Origin of the sequence: Legionella steigerwaltii, assembly GCF_001468065.1 — a bacterium.
GTDB classification, from domain to species: domain Bacteria; phylum Pseudomonadota; class Gammaproteobacteria; order Legionellales; family Legionellaceae; genus Legionella; species Legionella steigerwaltii.
Map to the genome: position 1 here is coordinate 94,831 of NZ_LNYZ01000014.1, position 19,168 is coordinate 113,998.

The window sequence follows — 19,168 nt, forward strand, 5'->3', positions numbered from 1 at the left end:
GACAATGAAATTAAGGGGCTGCCGAGCCTTCTTTGGCTAGAGTCATTTGAAATTTATTAAAGTACAATCGCAAAACAGAAATTTCGATAAACAGACGCAGTATGTACCAAAAATAAACAAAAAGCATGCTATGACTTTGAACATGCAACTTCAAACAGAAAAATACAAATAAGGCGCTAAACAGATCGACCAATCCAGTAAATGTAACCAGTCCTGCATTATGAATAGAGCGATTGATCTTGAAATACACAATACGGTGTAAAGAAGAAAAATAACAAGAGACTATGCTAATTAATAAAAACTGCACTCCCACAAAATAAAAGTTCAATGTATCAATAGAACAAATAGAGAGCAAAGCTAAAATAATAATAAAATTTATGTGTTTGTTATCAATCAATTCAAGAAAGCGATCTTTGGAGCTCCCAGAACTCCAAGAGCTAATTTTGATCCCAATATATGAATCTACAAATACAAAACGAAATGTGATAAGGCACTTCATAAATAAAGAAGTTAAAGTTAAAAATCCCTGACCTACTTGGAGAAAAATAAGTCTTCCAACAATTTGAAATAATTGTTCTCCAAGTACCGAAATACAATGGCGCAATAAAAACCACAAGTCTTCAAGGCATAGTGGCATTTTTCCTGGAACATAATTTTGAATACGAATGAAGCTGAGTAAAAACAGCTGGATAATATGAATCAGCACAAAGGTAAATAAAAAACACAAAATAAAAAAATGTGTGGGTAAAAAAGCAAGAGTAATTACCGCTGGAATCATCAGAAAACTGGGGGTCACACTAACCAATAGCGAAGACAAATAAGCCCCAAAACGTTGTTTATGAAAAACCAGTAAAGAAACAAATAAATTTAGAAATCCGCCAAAAGCAGCTAAAAACATATAATAGGGATTCAAATTTGGCTTGATCACCATCATGAAGCCAACAAAGAACATAATAAAAATAAAGACTACAGAAAGTAATAACGAGATTAATTGTTTGAAAGGCCGAACTGCAATCAAATTTAAATAGGTAAGTCTTAACGGATCTGAGAAGAAACAAATGACAAAATACAGTGATAAATAGATCTGTAACATATCATTTAAGTTACTAAATCCAAATATAAAAACGAGTAATACATCTCGTAACATGCCAAGACTGGCACTACTTAGGGATAAGAGAATCCCTAAGGTATGAAGATTTATTTTTTCTATTCGCTTTTTTATATTAATCATTTACACTCTTTGGAGCTTCAATATATTTCTTCTCCATGCCAATTTCTTGAATAATTGAGTAGCGAAATCATATATGAGTGGGGTTCCTAATAAAATAAGAATCCAATCCGTCATCAGATTGTGTCTCATTGCAGTGCCATACGCTATAGTACCCAGTGAAAATATGAAACTAACAATGAAATACAATGAGATTAAAATCAGTGGGGATTTGATTGATTTTTTATAGAAATCCATACTCAATTTGATTGCAGAACAAAAGAATAGCAGTCGAGCAACATAAATAAAAGACAAGATCAAATTCAAGAGGGTCCATTTACCCGTGACTAATACTGCAGGTAAAAATGCATAGTTCAGGTACTCGCGTAGAGCCATGTAACTAAACTGAAATAAATTTTTTGGTACAAAATTACCTTTATCATAATTCGTTGTCGCATTAAACAAACTTGCCATATACTCAGGACTTAGTACCTCAACATCCCCATAACGAAATTTGGCTACAGTTTTATATATACCTAAGGAAGAAATAGTTTGGGATAAATCCTTAGCCACCTCAACAGTCATATAATTATTGTTATAAATGATATTAGAAGAATTTATATTTTTTTGTTCTAGTTGTCCTTTGTTTATTCCGGTAAACACAATTATTAAAAGTAAAACAAAAGGTAGATAGATCAAAGAAATATATTGCTTTAATTTTTTGGGTTGTATTAACTTCGCAACGATTTGCTGGCCATTTTTATCTTTTGCAGGGAGGACAAGTGCAATAAAGAAAAACACTGGAAGGCAAAAGAATAAACCTTTATGCAACAAACACATATAGAGTATAAGTAAAAAAGAACCACCTAAATATAATAATCGAGTAGAAATTTTAAAACCACCCGATTTAAAACAGAGCAAACATTCGATCGCGAGCAGCAAGAAGGTCAGTTCAAAAGGCTCCCGCAAAATGATATTAGTCCAAAGAAGAGATGCAGGAGATAACGCGTAAAGAAGCAAAATGGGAATTGTATAGGTGTCTAGTTGGTAGTATCTAACAATTCTCATCAGTATAAAACAAGAAGTCATAAACATGAGTAAAGAGATTTCTTGTCCAAATAACTGAGAGTTATTTATTTTATAAAATAATGCGAGTAAATTTGAAAAGAATGCGGCATCAGTGCCAAAAGAAAAATAGTTCCCGTCGGCGATGGATTTTGCAGTAAGCTGAAACGTTGTAAAATCAATGTCTTCAACATAGCCTGGATATTTTATAAAATAATATAAGGCTATAATTTGATGAATAAATAATATGAATAATAATATGCCTTTGGTTTGAGAATCTAGTTTCATCCTATCTATAAAATAGAAGCTTCCACCTAGAAGGAACCATCCCATCCAATCATTAGGATAAAAATACATGCCTCCCATTATGAGCATTAATCCTAAAAAGACAGTTATTTTATTTTTAAAAAGGAGCATGATAAACCCTTGTATCGATTAAGCTGATTTCATTTTTTATTCATTGAAATGTATTTAGAAAAAATATCCCATTACATTATCAGTTTATGAATTGATCCCAAATGTTTTTAAATAGAAGAACAACTTTAAACTAGAACGAACGTTTCTGAAAAAATGACGCAATCCATGCAGGTTTGATTTGAATAGTGCTCATATTATCCCATTTGGCCAAATAATTCTTTGCATTGATGATGGCACAAATCAATTTAGCCTTCAAGTGGCAAAGCAACAAACAGCAAGAGCTCTTGGCCATATGCCTTTTAAAAAAAACTCAGTAAAAAGGGGGGCTTTTAAACTCTACTTGCTTGCAACATGACTTCTTCAAGAACCTGGCACGTTTTATCAATTTCTGATTTTAATAAACTTGGATGCACTAAAAACATCAGGCTGGTTTCCCCAAGCCTGGATGCAACAGGAAGCCGATTATTAGGGCGCCAACCGGTATTATCAAATGCTTTTTCCAGATACACTTCAGAACAGGTACCCTGATAGCAAGGAACCCCGCGATCATTTATTTCTTTCAAAATCCGACAACGATTCCAGCTTGTTGCCAGCTGCCTTTCTTCCACAAATACATAACATTTGTAAGCAGCATGAGTAATTTCATCGGGAATTTGCGGTACTCTTAATCCTTTCAAAGTCGAGGCCACTTCACAAATTTGTTTTAAGTTTCCAAGTCTTTGTTGATGCCAAACCGGCATCTTTTGGAGTTGCATACGCCCAATCACTGCTTGGATTTCAATCATCCTGCCATTAGTACCAAAATTTCGATGTACCCAGCGAAAGGTGGATTCATGTTCCTCGTTATATACTGCATCCCAAGATTTTCCATGATCCTTGTAAGACCACATAGAGGACCATAGCGTATCATCATTTGTGGTGACCATGCCCCCCTCGCCACCCGTGGTCATAATTTTATCTTGGCAGAATGACCAGGCACCGATGTGGCCTATTGAACCAACAGAACGACCTTTATATTTTGCCCCATGAGCTTGGGCACAATCTTCTATTACATATAGATTAAATTCTTTAGCTAATTCGAGAATTGGGTCCATATCACAAGGCCAACCTGCAAGATGCACGCAAATTATGGCTTTAGTTTTAGGAGTTACTACTGCCCGAATGGTTTCTGCAGTAATGTTTTGGCTGTTTTCATCAACATCAGCAAATACCGGTATCCCCCCGCACGTCACAACAGAGGAAGCCGAAGCAATGAATGTGCGCGAGGTCACAATCACTTCGTCTTCTGCTTTTATGCCAATCGCTTTCAAGGCGACATCAAGTGCAATAGTGCCATTAGCTAATGCAACGGCATGTTTTGTGCCAACCCAAGCGGCGAATTCTTTTTCAAATTCTCTGCATTCATTCCCAGTCCAATAATTTACTTTATTCGAGAGAAGAACCTGATGGATTAAGTCCGCTTCTTCTTTAGAGTAATTTGGCCATGGTGAAAATGGGGTATTTAACATGTTTAATCCTTTGAATTTTCTTTATAAATTTTTGCTGGAACACCGAATGAAGTGCAATGATTTGGCAAGTCATTCACAACAACGGAACCTGCCCCTACCATGACTTCTGATCCAATTTTAATGCCTTGACGAACACAAGCTCCAATACCAATCCAGCTTAAATTTCCGACCTGCACATTTCCGGCTAAATTGACACCAGGAGAGATATGCACTGACAGTCCGATACTGCAATCATGCTCAATGATTGCGCCAGTATTAATAATTGTTCCAGCCCCAATGATGCAATCTGGATTTAATACTGCTCTGGCAAAAATAACAGATCCTTCTGCGATCTGGGCTGAGGAACTAATTATTGCCGAGGGATGAATAATGGTTGCGATAGGGATATTTTGGTTTAAAAATTGGGTCATTTTCTCCAGGCGAACGGCATTATCGCCTATGGCAATAATAACCCCATTGAATTCTGAGGCTTGCGACAAAATCGACTGCGTGTTTCCACTAATTTTCAGTCGTCCAACTGTTTCAATCTGGGGCCATCTATCATCAAAAAATGAAATATTCCGCCAACCAGAGCAAAGCGCTGCATCAGCTACAACTTTAGCATGTCCACCAGCACCAAGAATGGCAAGTGATTTCATGAATTATTTCCTGTAAATTTTTCATTACTTACACTTCCTTGGCTCGTAATGCCTTCGCGTATCACTACTTTCTTCACTGTTAATAAGAGGATTTTGATATCTAAATAAAACGATTGATGATCTACATACCATAAATCCAATTTAAATTTATCATCCCAAGTTAAGGCATTACGACCATTTACTTGAGCTAACCCAGTAATTCCTGGTTTCACATCATGGCGTCTTTTTTGCTCGTTATTATAAAGAGAAAGGTATTCGATTAACAGAGGCCTTGGCCCTACAAAGCTCATTTCACCTTTAAGAACATTCCATAATTGAGGCAACTCATCTAAACTGGATGCCCTCACAAAATGGCCGAAGCGTGTTATTCGATCTTTATCCGGTAAAACCTCACCTTGTTTATTGTATAATTCCTTCATGGTTCTAAATTTTATTAACTGGAAGGTCTTACCATGCAATCCTGGACGATCTTGACGAAAAAAAATCGGTGAACCCAAGTGATAACGAGTTAACAATGCCACAATAACCAGTATGGGCATTAATAGGACTAATAAGATACTCGCTAACAGTACATCGAAAAAACGCTTAAGCAAAATCACTTCTCCGCATCCAGTTCTTTATTCTGTGGAACAATAGCATAAGATTTTGCACTCTTTCTTACAAGATTTAAACAGCAAAAGATTTATGGAGCCCGTTGAATTATAAACCACAAGGAACATTTGAATCCGAGATAATATCTTATTACCCTAATTTCTGTGCCAAATCGCTTAAGACGCGACTGCCAGTACAAAACATGGCTACTTTTAGTTCATATTCAATGGTTTGCATGCATAAACTAACTTGCTCTGCTGATTCTAGAGCTGCTTCAAGCATTGGCCTTGCATAGCCGACAGTTGTGGCGCCAAGCGCAAACAGCTTAGCGGCGTTTAACCCGTTAATCACCCCACCTGAACCCCAAATTTCAAAAGAAGGTTTGAGCTCTGCTGCATGTTTTACTGATGTTACGGTATCAATTCCCCAATTGCGAAAAGTAATGGCCGCTTGTTGTCGAATGGGATCATGAGCTGCTCTATGTCCTTCAATTCGTCCCCAATGGGTTCCTCCCAAGCCACCCACATCAATCGCTGCAATACCAATTTCATCTAAACGCATCATTGTTTCACGTGAAAAACCACAACCAGTTTCTTTAACGATAATAGGTAAAGGAAGATTTTTAACTACATCTGCCAACGCCTGCCAGCAGCCTTTATAGTGTGTTGTCCCTTCGGGTTGCATGCATTCTTGCAGAGGATTGCAGTGGATAATTAATGCATTAGCCTGCAATGCATCAGTTAAGCGTTGAATATCGCTCAAGGAGTTCGTGATTAATTGTGCTATTCCTAAATTGCTGTACAAGCTAACCTGGGGAAAGTCACGGCGTAAATGTTGCCATTCAAAAGCCGCTTTGGGATCGGTCAATTCACGTCTTTGCGAGCCTACACCCATTGCCCAACCATTCAATGCACACGCCTCAATTAAATTATGATTGATGTGCTTTGCACGTCGATGGCCTGCGGTCATGGAACTGATAAGAAAGGGTTTTTCTACAGCTTGGCCAAATCGAGAACTTTTGATGCTTACTTCATCAAAATTTAAATCAGGAAGGGCATCATGAACTAAATGGATGCTATCAAACGTACTAAGATCTGCAGTTTGATTTTCAGGCATTAAAGCTAATTTGATGTGATCTTGCTTGCGTTGCTCAAACTGATCATAGTTATTCGTCATGGATTTTACCTGCGTTACAATTGACTTAATGTTTGATGCAAGGAAATGGCAGCATTGGCCACATCGACTCCTTTATGTCCACCTTTGCCACCTAATCTATCCCAAGCTTGCTCTTCATTATCCGTAGTAAGTACGCCAAAAAGAACGGGAATATTATATTCCAGTGAGACTTGCAAACATCCTTGGCTGACCATATTGCAAACCAAATCATAATGACTGGTCTCGCCACGAATTACAGCACCTAAGGTAATAATTGATTGTACTGATTTTTGCATGGCGAGGCGCTTTGCGACTAATGGAATCTCTACTGCTCCAGGAACTTCGAATGATTGGATGTCTCGTTCATTAAAGCCGCGTTTCAGAAGTTGAGCTATTGCTCCTTCTTGCAACGCTTTCGTGACTTGCCGATTAAAGACACTCGTGATGATCGCAATGGGAAAAGAGCTTACAATGGTATCTTCGGCGATCGCTGTGATTTGCATAATTTGTCTCTCTTATTTCTTGCTGTTCGTTGTAATTCATGCAATTTACCTTTTTATGTCTGTATTTTCCACTTATTTTACTTTGTGAAGATTCTATTTATGTGAAATAATTATTCTGTTTTTATGCCTGAGAACCTAATTGCTTCAATCACGGGGAAATACTTATGAGCAAAGCGCGAATAATTATTGGGATTACTGGTGCATCAGGCATGATTTATGGAATACGTCTTTTAGAATTGCTGCGACCCACTTCGATTGAAACGCATTTGATTGTCAGTAAATCAGCACAATTGACGCGTAAATATGAAACCAACCTTTCTCTTACTGAATTGAAAGCATTAGCTGATGTATATCATTCCTGGAATGATGTGGGTGCCAGTATTGCCAGCGGTTCTTTCCAAACATTGGGCATGATCATTGCTCCATGTTCAATGAAAACTCTGGCAGAAATTGCTCATGGAACGAGTGATAATTTAATTGGCCGAGCAGCTGATGTGACTTTAAAAGAGCGTAGAAAGTTAGTGCTTATGCCGCGTGAATCACCTTTGCATTTAGGTCATTTACAAAACATGGTATCACTGACGCAACATGGTGCGATCATTTGTCCTGCAATGCCTGCATTTTATACCAAACCAGAAACCATTGATGACATTATTAATTACAGCGTAGGTAGAATACTCGATCTTTTTGATATCGATGTAGGAATAGTGGATCGTTGGCAGGGTTAACGCACATGTAGTACACGTAGGCTGGGTTGGTAAGCCCAGCAGATAACAACACAACTTCCAAGATCTAAGGGGACCAAGATCTATGGGGACGGACCCCACTGGGGTCCGTCCCCTTTTAACGGTAAACGTTCACGTAAAAGTGAACGACCCAGCTTATGTATTTTTGACTAGCCCTTAGTATTAAGCTCAACCCAGCTGGCATAAGCGTCCATAAATTTTTGCAGGAACTTTTGTGTGTCTTCTTTGGTAATGCTCCCTTGAGCATCAAATAAATCTCCTGCTCCTCCTATATAAGTCTCAGGTTGTTGAAGGGTTGGTATATCCAAGAAGACAAATGATTGTCTTAAATGATTGTTCGCTCCAAATCCCCCAATAGCTCCAGGAGAAACACTTATTACTGCACCTGGTAGCTTGCTCCAAATGCTTTTACCATAAGGTCGCGAACCAACGTCGACTGCATTTTTAAGCACACCGGGAACTGAACGATTGTATTCTGGAGTGACAAACAACACGCCTTGAAATGTTTTCATTTGCTCACGAAATTGAACCCAGGCCTCAGGAGGTCTGTTTTCGTCATCCAGATCCTGGTTATATAATGGCAAATCACCAATTTCAACAATTTGTAGATTTAGAGATTTGGGTGCAATAGAAATAAGTACTTTTGCCATTTTTCTATTGTAGGATTCTTTGCGTAAGCTGCCAACGATGACTGCGATTTTTTTACTCATATACGACTCCTTGTAGTATTTGGGGGCGACGGCAAATGGTCAACCTGTGCTCAAATCCAACCGTTCACCAAGATTTTTATATCCCATTTGCTCCATTACGGGTGATGTTCGTACTTGTATTATTGCTTATTTTAGTAATTATTTCAGTATTCGAGGAGTGTTTATGAAAATACTGGATTGAGAGCAATAGTGCTCAGACGGATCACGCTTAATCGAAAAAAATTGAATTGAGAATTTTTATAAAGAAAAACCCCCTATCCACAAAAATATTGTCATACTTAAGTAAATAGGGGGTTTTAGTAAATTGATTAAACTACTTCAACTTCTTCAGCTTGAGGACCTTTTTGCCCATTACTTGGCTTGAACGTTACTGTTGCGCCTTCAGCAAGAGTTTTAAACCCGGTGCCTAAAATTGCACTGAAATGCACAAAATAATCTTTACCGCCACTTTCTAAAAAACCGAAACCTTTGGACTCATTAAACCACTTTACTGTACCACGAATTTTTTCTGACATGTTAATTTCCTAAATTGTTACCAGGACATTGTAGCATTATTTTATTAATTGTGCTGTTTTTTTATTAAATATTTTTAATTTTTTTTACATTTAATGCAAAAACAGCAAATAATGCCCCACCATCATAGAGCATTTTGATTAAAAATTCTAATACTTTACAATCTTTTAGCCGTTTTCATTGAAATGCAGGCAGAATGGCACTAAAAATCTTATAAAACCCTGTTTTCTGGAGCTTCAATTAATTCAAGTCCATCTTCTTTCTTTAGAAAAGCAAAAATGAGCCCTGAAAAAAAAGTCAGGATTCCAAGCATGAGAAATGTATCATGAAATATCTGGATGGATAAAACATGATTTACAGAATATTTATAAGTGAAAAAGCTAAGTAAGATTGCTGAAACTGCAACGCCAAAACTTTGAGCCAGTTGTTGGGTAGTGCTCATAATGCTGGTTGCAGCACTCATATTATTTTCTGTAATGTTGGCATAAGCGAGTGAATTCATAGCTGTATATTGTAATGCGATTAAAAATCCATAAGCAAAAGTCAAAAATGCAATAACGTATACCGAAGTATATTGATTAATGGAAAAGAAGGACCAAAGAGAAATACTGACTAAGGCCGTATTTAAAATGAGTAAATTTCTATAACCAAACCAACGAAGTATAGAGAAGGATAAAGGTTTTACTAAAAAAACTCCCACAGCGATTGGAGCAAGTAATAGACCCGATAGACGAGGTGTATAACCCAAAGCAATTTGTAAGAGTAGTGGCAATAAAAAAGGAACCCCGCCAAAACTGAGACGAGCTAATAAATTTCCTGCAACAGAAATAAAGAATGTACGAGTATGGAAGAGTTCTACTTTAACAATAGGATGCTTTCTTTTATAGGAGTGTTTGGTATAAGCGCCCAATAAAAGAAGTGCAATAAGGAGCACCGTAACGGTTTGGCTTATCGTTGCAGAGGATTCGCTGATCATCGATAAACTGAAGGTTAAGGTGGCTAAACCACTACCAAAAAGAATAAAGCCCAATTTGTCGAGTGGAGGAACCGGGCGAGGAGGCATGTAGGGTAATAATTTGCTTGATAAACCTACTGCCAGCACTCCAACAGGAATATTGACCCAAAAAATCCAACGCCAGGAAAAACGATAGGTAATAATTCCTCCTAATAATGGCCCCAGCATCATGCCTAATGAGGCCACCATGACTACGATGCTCATTTTGGCGATCAGTTCATGTCGTTCACAAGTTCGCAAAATAATCAGTCGACCAATGGGCATAGTTAAGGAGCCACCTAAACCCTGAACGATGCGTGCACAAATTAATTCCCATAAATTATTTGTAAACCCACACCAAATGGAACTCAAAGTAAATACAGAAATGGCCGTCATAAAAACGATTTTTATGCCGAATTTATCAGCGATCCAGCCGCTAATTGGGATAAAAATTGCCAAACTCAAAAGGTAGCTAATCAGCGCTAATTTCAAATCCACAGGATTGACATTTAAACTTTGTGCCATCACGGGAATTGCGGTATTAATAATCGTGGTATCTACTGCTTCCATAAACATGGCAAAGGAAACAATGAACAGAATGATATTTTTTCTCATGGGTTCAGTATATCAATAAGGGATGAATTCTGCATAGAGTCACAGTTCTAATGAATTACAGTCTTTATATAGATAGAATTGTGTAATAGAAATGGTTTGATTATGATGATAACCTTTTTAAGATGCAGTCAAGAGACTCAACATTGTCGATGGAGAATGTAAATGCATACGAAGTTTTTTACTCAAGAATCACTAAAAACTCAAGAAGATAAAGAAAAACGAATTCAGTTTGTGCACAACGTTTATTCCGTATTATCTCGTGACACCTCAATGAGTGAAGAGCTGAAAAAGAAAATATTGATTGGTTCGTTGATTCATACAAATCTTACTGCACAAGAGATTCTTGATGAGATAGAAAGTAGATATACACCTTTTAACTCCTAAGAGCGCACTTTAACGTCACTTTGAATTATTCATCCAATTTCTTAACGAGCCACGATCGAGGAGGGCTTTAAAGACGAACGTGGCCTTGAATAATAATTACAAGCAAAATTTATTAGGATTTCTCTTCATACAAAGATTGGCGAAATAATATCTAAAATCAGATACGAAGATGTCCCCTTCTTTTTCCATGACAAATATTCTTTCAGGCTGCAATTCAAGATAATTGGAAGCCTTTAAAATAGAGTGATAAATTGCTCCTGCAGAGGAAAAAATCCATTTATCTAAAAAGGGCAGAATTACCTCGGGGTCGTTAGAATAAAAGCGTTGATAAATATCGACAATTAATTCCTTTCTCATTTCGAAATTACTTTTAAAATAAATATTGTTCCGGTCTTGGCGATAAAGCATCAATGGTATTTTATCAGGGTTACTTTTCAAACCAGCATTCAGATTCATGGAGATGATAACACCTTTGGCATTTTCAATTTGTAATGTTGAGGTATTAAATAAATTGTATCCATTATATTCTTGTAGATAGGATTTTAAATAATCAACGGCTTTATCTGTTAATGGATCAAAATAACTCTGGATAGAAAAATTTACTGCGTCTTCATCTGGGCTATCCTGATCATAGCCACAATTGATATAAGTGTTGTAGGTAAACAGATTGGGAGAGATTTTTTTTGAAAATACCCGATCTATTTCATCTTCCACTTCGTCACAACTAAGCCCCAATCCTGCAACACTCCCTCTGACACGAACGATTTGAGTTGGAAAATCAATAGTTCTTTGCATCATTTGATTCAGATTAGGCACCTCCTGTTCATTACTATAATGCCTGACTACGGTATTTTTATCCTTAGCCAATGGGGAAAAAATAAGACCTTCTAAACGTTGATCAGAATTAGCAAAAGCAAGAAGGGGAGACAAACACAATGCGCCTAATAAACAGCTTATTTTCATAATAAACTCCTTTTTATTATTCAAAATTCCATTTAAATGTTTATCAGATTAGAAAAAAGCTGAGAATGGCACTAACCTGATGCAGCACTTAATATCTTATCTGGTTTGAAGACCAGATCATATGGGCAATAGGAACGCACGTCTTTTTGATTATTATTTGAATTAACCGTTTCAAATTTGTTGTAAAAGAGGTATGATTGCCGATATTTTATGCACTATGGTGGTTGCGATGACAATACTGGCTGTTTGTGGACCTATAGGGAGTGATTTTAAAGGACTCAGTGAACAATGTTATTCTTTATTAAATAAAGAGAAGACATTATTAATAAATAGTTCAGCTTATAATTCCAGCGAATTACTTTTATCTGCGATTGAGAATGCACGTTGCGATGTCATTGTTTTTGGACCAGATATTTTTTTAGATGAAAAATTACGTTCAAAATTTGATGTCAAGGTTTTTGTTGAGCTGGATTCAGATCTATGCTTGGCTAACTATTTAAAATCATTTGCATCAAATGCACCGAGTCTTGAAGAACGACTGAATTCTTACTTTAGTGAGGTTCAGCCTCTGAATGAAAAAATAAGATCATCTGCAAAATTTGCAAATCTACGTCGTCCACAAGCGAGCTCGAATGATAAATTAATTGAGTTGCTTATTGATGGGAAAGGTCAAACTCTAAAGAAATCGCAAACCGATTCGGGTTCTCTACCCAGAGATATGTTCTGGAAGTCTGAGTCACAACCTCAACAAACAGGCCTCGACTCCCAAGATACTTCAGTTGAGTATTTAAAATCGGAATGCAAATGAGCGTAGTAAATCGCGAATACTAGTAAACCATAAGTTTCGAGGTTGAAGGTTCGGATGTATATTATAATAAAATTAATAGGATGATTTTATAGCACGAGTTGTTTTCCTAAATGATAGGGAGATTATAGTTATGAATGTTGATATTTTATATATAGAAGATGATGACGTTGATATTGAATCGTTGCAACGTGAATTTGCCAAAATGGAAAAGCCGGTCAAGATTGTTGTCACCAAGGATGGTAAACAAGCGTTGGATATGTTGTATGGACGGAATGGTCAGCATAAAATCAAACCGAAGGTGATATTGCTTGATCTTAACCTACCCAAGATGAACGGTATCGATTTTTTGAAAGAAGTGAGAAAATCTTTTGATTTTGAAAAGGTTAAGGTTTTTTTGCTTACTGGTGAATATACTACTAGAGAAAAACTTGCTAAAAGTGAGTTGCACGTATCAGGTTGTATCATAAAACCCTTGCAATATGCAGACGCACTCAATATTTCGTGGTGCCTTTCTGCAAGCGAAGAAGTATCAAAGTTATTTTTTATGCAGTAATCGTCGTTCAAGTACAATTCAACTCTCTGAATGTCATATTATCATCTAATTCGAAAAGTCCCTCTGGGTTCAGACGATAAATTATTCACTGAAACCTAAATGAGGTTCTCAGGAAGCTATATTCTTGTATTGACTGAAATTTTTTTATACGAATCGCTTTTCTCTTTTGCCCCATTACTTTAAAATCCTCATAAGGAAGCTGAGAGAGCAACAATAAATTTGCCAATTAGGAAGGTAAAAATATTGTTCATTATATTAGAACCCCGCAAATGAGGCACAATATGTGGCACGCATTCAAGAAATCTTATCTTGCGATGATTTTACTCGCTGTAAGTCCCATTCTTTCAGCACAAGCAATTATTGATGCTGACGTTCTCCAAACGTTCAAATATCCCAAAAGATCAAAGCAAGCCCCTTTATCTCTTCTGGTTTTTTTACATAATCGCTTGGAGAAAGAACCGTTTATTGAAGAAATAAAAAAAATTCAGAATGTACGCATACAAGATTTAGGTTTTATGCCCGCCGTAGCGATACAAGTTCCAAGAAATCGCACCATACTCTATCAAATTGCTAATTTAGATGCAGCGGCACAAATTTCTTTACATACAGCAGCTGCTGAGGAATTGGATGTTAATGCCCAAGTTTTAAAACTTGCCCCTTCATCTTTTTATCCTAATGTAACTAATTGGTGGGATCATGGTTATACCGGTCAAAAAGGAATTATTGGCATAATCGATACAGGCGTAGATCCTTTGCATCCTTCTTTAGCCAATAAAAAATTAATAGTGCAACAAGATGTAGGTTCTGGATACTCAAATCATCTTAATGGAGTCAAAGAACCACATGCAACAGGTGTAGCATGTATTTATGCAAGTAACCATGAACAATACAAAGGTATGGCTTATGGTGCGTCTACCATTATCTCTGGATTAGCCGGAGAGGAAACAGCCGATCCCGCAAGTATTATGCGTACCATGGAAACTTTGGATTGGATGATGAATCGTTCTGAACTGAAGCCCACGATTATTAATTACAGTATGGGAAATGGTCGGCTGGATTTAAATTGTCCTGCTTGTCCTGAATGGAGCGGGCTTGCAAAAGTCATAGATTATGTGGTGAATACTCAAAAAATCCTCTGGGTAAAATCAGCGGGAAATGCTGGATACATTGAGCCATCACATCAATTTACTTTTGCCTCCACGCTCACGGTCCCTGGTGATAATTACAATGGACTTACGATCGCCAATATGAATACAGTCGTTACTGAAAATGAAACGGTTATTGTAAAAACTGCAGACAGAAGCAAACATCATATAAAGAACACCAGCAGTCGAGGGCCTACACCATTTGGTAGACGTAAACCTGATTTAACCGCCCCAGGTCATGATACTTTTACGTGCGCCCCCGATCCTAAAGTTTATGGTTTTGTCTATTCTAATGCGATGAAGTATAAAGATGGTTATCGTCTCATGGGCGGAACCAGTTCTGCGGCACCGCATGTAGGTGCCTCTGCATTGTTATTGCAAGATGCTGGCATTAAGAATCCTATGGCTATCAAAGCCTTACTTATTAATAGTGCAGATACCTGGACTGATGCTGGTACAGCAGATTCCGGACATTCTAAAATCATGGGCTCCGCTTGGAATAGAACATACGGCTGGGGTTATCTCAACATGGAGAAAGCATTTCGGCAGAGAAACAATATTATAGAAAGTGAGCTAACTGCTGAAAAACCAATATGGGAATTTCAAACCACGCTTAAAAGAGGACAAAAGGTTACTTTAGTTCATGAACGACGTGTGGGATATACTTCAGAAGGAAGTGAATGGAAGCTTAGTCACTTGACGTTAACTCTTATTGATTTGGAACACCAAAAAGTGATTGATAGCGACAACAGCCCAATAGACACGGTACATCAAGTTGCAAATTGTAAACGTGAACCAAATGAAACAAGATGTTCTGAGGACAGCAAAACAATGAGGGTTTTAGTCAAAGTGCAACTATTAAATAAAGTTATCGATGGTAGTTCCAGCGAACCTTTTGCGATTGTGGTTCCTCCCAACGAAACCGCGCATTAAAAAGTGCAATTCTACCATTGATTCGAATTATCAATAGGCATTGCATTAATTTCGGTTTGTAATGTTTGCTGTTGCGCTGCTTCATTTTGCTGTTCAGCGGCGGCCATTGAAGCATTCATTGCATTGATGTCATTTTGTTGTTGGATCATGGCTGATGTATCTGAGGCTGAGTTATCTATTGGTGGTGATGGTTCATTAGAAGAATCGTCATAACTCGCCGTACTATATGCCGAATTTGAAGTAGTTCCCTGAACAGTAACACAGCCTGCTTGCATCAGGGTAAGTCCAAGGATGCAGGTGCTAAGAAGAGTAGTCTTGCTCATCATTACTCCTTATAAAACCATCCTCTATAACTAATTATAGGGTAAGCCCCATGTTAATCTGTACCTATCTAGTAACAAACACCTTATCTAAGGTAATTTAATAACTTGTCAATTTGATCAAAATAAACACTATAATAAAAAGTAGGTTATTCATTAGAGAGTAATTATGCAACTGCTTTTTGAGAGACTTGAAGCCGCAAAATCTTATGAAAATGATAAAAACATCAATGAAATTCTTGATAAGCTTATAAAACGCCATACGGATAGTTTTACTAGCCAAGATTATGAAAAATTAATTAATTTTTTTATCAAAAAAAATGAACCAGATGTTTTGCGTGGTTTATTGTCTCCCCAATTTATTAAATTGGTATGTAAAGAAGGGGATGATGTTTTTTTCGTGGATAAGGAAGAAAAAAAGAAAAAGAAAGCTCTTCTTTATGAAGCGCAATTTAATTGTCTGGTAGAGTTGGTGAAAAATGGGAAATTAGACGAAGTAGAAATTTTTCTTGCATCCTCGGATCTTAAGAAATTAAATTTAAACAAACCTATTCCCGTATACGTTCTCAAAGAATTATGTCCCGGAGCAACTTTAGTCCAAATTGCTATCAAGTATAAGCACTTAAAAATCGCGGATTTGCTTATCGAGCATGGTGCAGTGCTAGCTCGAGAAGATTACCATAAAAATTCAACTCTGCATTATGGTGCCCTAGGCGGGCAAGAAGCCTATGATTATGTATTGAAAAAAACTAACCTACCCTTAACCCAAAATATGTTCGGTTATACCCCGGAAGATTATTTAAAAAGAAAAAGCGAGTTACCAGAAACGAGACAGAGACTTTTGACAGGAAAATTGGTTCAATACATCAAAAAAAATAAGTTAGAAGACAGTGTTATCTTTAAAGGAGACGATAAAAGCCCGAGTTTAACGGGAAAGGATTTAATTGAAGTAGTCACTCGAGGTGTATGTCAAGGAGATTCATTTTTTAGAGCAATTAGTGTGTTACGTGGACCAGGCAGTCGAGGCTTACATGAAAAAATGTTTGATGCGATTAGAGCTTGGGATGAGCAATTGGGGAGTTTAGAAGCCGTTGTTAGCGATCCAGAGTTACAAGTTTACTTTCCTAAACTAGATAATATTTTTGAATATATGTTTGGTACGATACTTTTTTTCCATCGCAATTCTGAGCGACTCATAGGGATAAATAATTATGATTTGCCTGCCCAATTTCAATTTGTAACCAATAAAAATGATCATTTCACAGAAATATCAGCCCCTCAAAAGATCGCAAATAAAATAGCATTTATTAATTATCTCCATAATTGCAACTTACAACCGCATCAGCTCATCGTTATTTCTCTAAATGACCCTCAGGTGTATAACCGTGGTCATCAAATTTGTTTGGTCGTAGACGAAAATGAGAAACTCCATTTTATTGATAATAACTCCCTTTATAAAGCATTACCGATGGAGCTCTCAGATGAATCTTTTACAACGGTATCTAATATCGCTTTTGCATATTTTAATCGCGTTGATAATGTTGCAAGCTATCAGTATCACCCAGACTTAACTCTTGAACCTCGGGCAAACTTCGGAAACTCCTAAATAATATAGATTTGATAAAATGAATTTAATTATCTTCTTACAGGTATCAATTGCAATCAGGATTAGGGAGTTACTGAGCGCATAATTGGATTTTGTAGGGAGATAAGCGTTTCTGTTGACTGTATTTCCTCGATAAGCTGAATTTTATTCACTAGTAGTTGTTGTAAAGTGTCTATTGATTGGCACATGACTTTAATAAAGATATTAAAATGATGACCAATGGTGTAATAAGCCTCAATGACTTCTTCCAGAGCTTCCAGTTTTTTAAGCACGGCTTGGTAGTCTTTTGCATGATTCAGTGTTATTCCAATAAAACAACAGACATCGTACCCTAGCCGTTTGGGGTTGATGTGTACGTGTACCCCTTCAATAATACCTGCTTGTCGCATTTTTTCGACACGTACATGAATCGTCGCGGGACTTACAGCGTAAGATTTAGCCAATTCCGCATAAGCGGTACGCGCATTTTTTATTAATGCATGGAGTATTTTCTTGTCCAGATCATCGATTTGATAATTTTCCAGGTCTTTCATCTGTGTTTTTTGTTGTTTATTTAAAAATAAAGCTATTTTATTGAATATTATTTTATATATCTATATTTATTTTAATTTGGTGATAAAAATTTTTGAAAAATTCAATATAATGTTAAATTAGTTTATTGTGGGGTAGTATAATGAAACAAGCATTTATTGAAAAACAAAAACAAATAGGTTTTGTTAAATCTTTTTTTTCTCGCGAATTAGAACAAAGATTAGGTCTTACTGAAGTACAGGCACCATTATTGGCTTGTGTCGGCGATGGTGTACAAGATAATTTGTCAGGTACAGAGCAAGCTGTCTCAGTTAAAGTTAAGGCCATACCGGATCGTAGCTTTGAGATTGTTCATTCTTTAGCTAAATGGAAAAGAAAGTTACTCGGGGAATATGCTTTTCAAATTGGAGAAGGCATTTACACTCATATGATTGCTTTAAGACCTGACGAAGAAGTATTAAGTGCCACACATTCAGTTCTTGTGGACCAATGGGATTGGGAGCGTGTCATCGACAATAAAGAGCGTTCCTTGAGTTATTTAAAGAAAACAGTTATTGAACTCTATGATGCCATAAAAAAAACGGAGAAAATGGTCAGTGATCTTTATGGCTTAACTCCATTTCTACCGCCCTATATTCATTTTATATATACAGAAGAATTACTTGCTTTATATCCTCATCTCTCACCCAAAGACAGAGAACGGGCTATTACTAAAAAGTATGGGGCTGTTTTTTTAATTGGAATTGGCGGTTCTTTATCCGATGGAAAACCGCATGATTTGCGTGCTCCAGATTATGACGATTGGAGTTCGGTAAATGAAGTAGGATTTACAGGGCTAAATGGTGACATTTTAGTATGGAATCCGGTAATCGAAGATGTTTTTGAAGTTTCCTCTATGGGTATTCGAGTCAATGAAGCCATGTTGAAATATCAATTGGCATTAACAGGGTATCAACATCGTTTGGATTTTGATTGGCATCAGAGATTAATTTCTGGTTCTTTGCCTCAGACAATTGGTGGAGGGATAGGTCAATCTCGTTTGGTAATGCTTCTGTTACAAAAGAAACATATTGGGGAGGTTCAATGTGGTGTTTGGCCTGATGAATGTGTAGAAATTTGAAGAAATAAAAAGAAACCCTCACCCCTGCCCCTCTCCCACAAGTGGGGGAGGGGATTAAATTAGGGTACAAACCGGGTAGACTGGTAACACTTTAAACCGGGATGATAGGTAACACTTTCTTAGGAGAAAAAGGTGTTACCGAT

General features: G+C 37.0%; 20 protein-coding genes. 7 read left to right on the forward strand and 13 right to left on the reverse strand.

What is annotated here, in order from left to right; all coding sequences use genetic code 11:
• Positions 1-10: 10 nt before the first annotated feature.
• The 7 genes from Lstg_RS11220 to ribH form a co-directional block, all read right to left on the reverse strand.
• A complete protein-coding gene (locus Lstg_RS11220; protein WP_058477772.1) occupies positions 11-1,231 on the reverse strand; it encodes a hypothetical protein in 1,221 nt (406 codons plus the stop codon).
• Positions 1,232-2,689 carry a hypothetical protein gene (locus Lstg_RS11225; protein ID WP_058477773.1) on the reverse strand — a complete coding sequence of 486 codons (1,458 nt, stop codon included), beginning with the start codon at positions 2,687-2,689 and terminating at the stop codon, positions 1,232-1,234. It abuts the gene before it with no gap.
• A 329-nt stretch (positions 2,690-3,018) separates the two neighbouring features.
• Positions 3,019-4,197, reverse strand: coding sequence for a DegT/DnrJ/EryC1/StrS family aminotransferase (locus tag Lstg_RS11230; protein WP_058477774.1), 1,179 nt, complete (start codon positions 4,195-4,197; stop codon positions 3,019-3,021).
• Between the two features lie 2 nt (positions 4,198-4,199).
• Positions 4,200-4,835 carry an acetyltransferase gene (locus tag Lstg_RS11235; RefSeq protein ID WP_058477775.1) on the reverse strand — a complete coding sequence of 212 codons (636 nt, stop codon included), beginning with the start codon at positions 4,833-4,835 and terminating at the stop codon, positions 4,200-4,202.
• Positions 4,832-5,434: a sugar transferase gene (locus tag Lstg_RS11240; protein WP_274519323.1), complete on the reverse strand. Its 603-nt coding sequence runs from the start codon at positions 5,432-5,434 to the stop codon at positions 4,832-4,834. The genes Lstg_RS11235 and Lstg_RS11240 overlap by 4 nt, the downstream gene beginning before the upstream one ends.
• 142 nt (positions 5,435-5,576) lie before the next feature.
• Entirely contained in the window at positions 5,577-6,602 is a 1,026-nt protein-coding gene (gene fni / locus Lstg_RS11245) for a type 2 isopentenyl-diphosphate Delta-isomerase (RefSeq protein WP_058477776.1), read from the reverse strand.
• 14 nt (positions 6,603-6,616) lie between these two features.
• On the reverse strand, positions 6,617-7,084 hold the full coding sequence (ribH, locus tag Lstg_RS11250; protein WP_058477777.1) for a 6,7-dimethyl-8-ribityllumazine synthase: 468 nt from the start codon (positions 7,082-7,084) through the stop codon (positions 6,617-6,619).
• A 164-nt stretch (positions 7,085-7,248) separates the two neighbouring features.
• Here ribH and Lstg_RS11255 point away from each other — a divergent pair, with 164 nt between their 5' ends.
• Positions 7,249-7,812 carry a UbiX family flavin prenyltransferase gene (locus Lstg_RS11255; RefSeq protein ID WP_058477778.1) on the forward strand — a complete coding sequence of 188 codons (564 nt, stop codon included), beginning with the start codon at positions 7,249-7,251 and terminating at the stop codon, positions 7,810-7,812.
• A 167-nt stretch (positions 7,813-7,979) separates the two neighbouring features.
• Here Lstg_RS11255 and Lstg_RS11260 read toward each other — a convergent pair whose 3' ends face one another.
• From Lstg_RS11260 to Lstg_RS11270, 3 genes are all read right to left on the reverse strand, one after another.
• Positions 7,980-8,540, reverse strand: a complete 561-nt coding sequence (locus Lstg_RS11260) for an NADPH-dependent FMN reductase (RefSeq protein ID WP_058477779.1) — start codon at positions 8,538-8,540, stop codon at positions 7,980-7,982.
• Positions 8,541-8,848: 308 nt separating this feature from the next.
• A complete protein-coding gene (locus tag Lstg_RS11265) occupies positions 8,849-9,055 on the reverse strand; it encodes a cold-shock protein (RefSeq protein WP_058467466.1) in 207 nt (68 codons plus the stop codon).
• Positions 9,056-9,264: 209 nt separating this feature from the next.
• A complete protein-coding gene (locus Lstg_RS11270) occupies positions 9,265-10,662 on the reverse strand; it encodes a DHA2 family efflux MFS transporter permease subunit (RefSeq protein WP_058477780.1) in 1,398 nt (465 codons plus the stop codon).
• A gap of 162 nt (positions 10,663-10,824) precedes the next feature.
• Here Lstg_RS11270 and Lstg_RS11275 point away from each other — a divergent pair, with 162 nt between their 5' ends.
• Positions 10,825-11,046: a hypothetical protein gene (locus Lstg_RS11275; protein ID WP_058477781.1), complete on the forward strand. Its 222-nt coding sequence runs from the start codon at positions 10,825-10,827 to the stop codon at positions 11,044-11,046.
• Between the two features lie 96 nt (positions 11,047-11,142).
• Here the strand turns inward: Lstg_RS11275 and Lstg_RS11280 are convergent, their stop codons facing one another.
• Complete coding sequence (locus Lstg_RS11280; RefSeq protein ID WP_058477782.1) at positions 11,143-12,009, reverse strand: Lpg0189 family type II secretion system effector; 867 nt, start codon at positions 12,007-12,009, stop codon at positions 11,143-11,145.
• 193 nt (positions 12,010-12,202) lie between these two features.
• Between Lstg_RS11280 and Lstg_RS11285 the strand changes: the two genes are divergently transcribed.
• The 3 genes from Lstg_RS11285 (at position 12,203) to Lstg_RS11295 (ending at position 15,448) form a co-directional block, all read left to right on the forward strand.
• Positions 12,203-12,817, forward strand: coding sequence for a nucleoside/nucleotide kinase family protein (locus Lstg_RS11285; protein ID WP_115324522.1), 615 nt, complete (start codon positions 12,203-12,205; stop codon positions 12,815-12,817).
• A 130-nt stretch (positions 12,818-12,947) separates the two neighbouring features.
• Positions 12,948-13,370 carry a response regulator gene (locus Lstg_RS11290; RefSeq protein WP_058477783.1) on the forward strand — a complete coding sequence of 141 codons (423 nt, stop codon included), beginning with the start codon at positions 12,948-12,950 and terminating at the stop codon, positions 13,368-13,370.
• A gap of 281 nt (positions 13,371-13,651) precedes the next feature.
• The gene (locus Lstg_RS11295) at positions 13,652-15,448 is read left to right on the forward strand and encodes a S8 family serine peptidase (RefSeq protein ID WP_058477784.1); all 1,797 of its coding nucleotides are present in this window, start codon (positions 13,652-13,654) and stop codon (positions 15,446-15,448) included.
• 11 nt (positions 15,449-15,459) lie between these two features.
• On the opposite strand, the gene Lstg_RS11300 is transcribed toward Lstg_RS11295, so the two are convergent.
• The gene (locus tag Lstg_RS11300) at positions 15,460-15,774 is read right to left on the reverse strand and encodes a hypothetical protein (RefSeq protein WP_133129192.1); all 315 of its coding nucleotides are present in this window, start codon (positions 15,772-15,774) and stop codon (positions 15,460-15,462) included.
• A gap of 163 nt (positions 15,775-15,937) precedes the next feature.
• Between Lstg_RS11300 and Lstg_RS11305 the strand changes: the two genes are divergently transcribed.
• Positions 15,938-17,374, forward strand: coding sequence for an ankyrin repeat domain-containing protein (locus Lstg_RS11305; protein WP_058477786.1), 1,437 nt, complete (start codon positions 15,938-15,940; stop codon positions 17,372-17,374).
• 62 nt (positions 17,375-17,436) lie between these two features.
• On the opposite strand, the gene asnC is transcribed toward Lstg_RS11305, so the two are convergent.
• The gene (asnC, locus tag Lstg_RS11310; RefSeq protein WP_058477787.1) at positions 17,437-17,907 is read right to left on the reverse strand and encodes a transcriptional regulator AsnC; all 471 of its coding nucleotides are present in this window, start codon (positions 17,905-17,907) and stop codon (positions 17,437-17,439) included.
• A 140-nt stretch (positions 17,908-18,047) separates the two neighbouring features.
• Here asnC and asnA point away from each other — a divergent pair, with 140 nt between their 5' ends.
• Complete coding sequence (gene asnA / locus Lstg_RS11315) at positions 18,048-19,025, forward strand: aspartate--ammonia ligase (protein WP_058477788.1); 978 nt, start codon at positions 18,048-18,050, stop codon at positions 19,023-19,025.
• Positions 19,026-19,168: the final 143 nt, after the last annotated feature.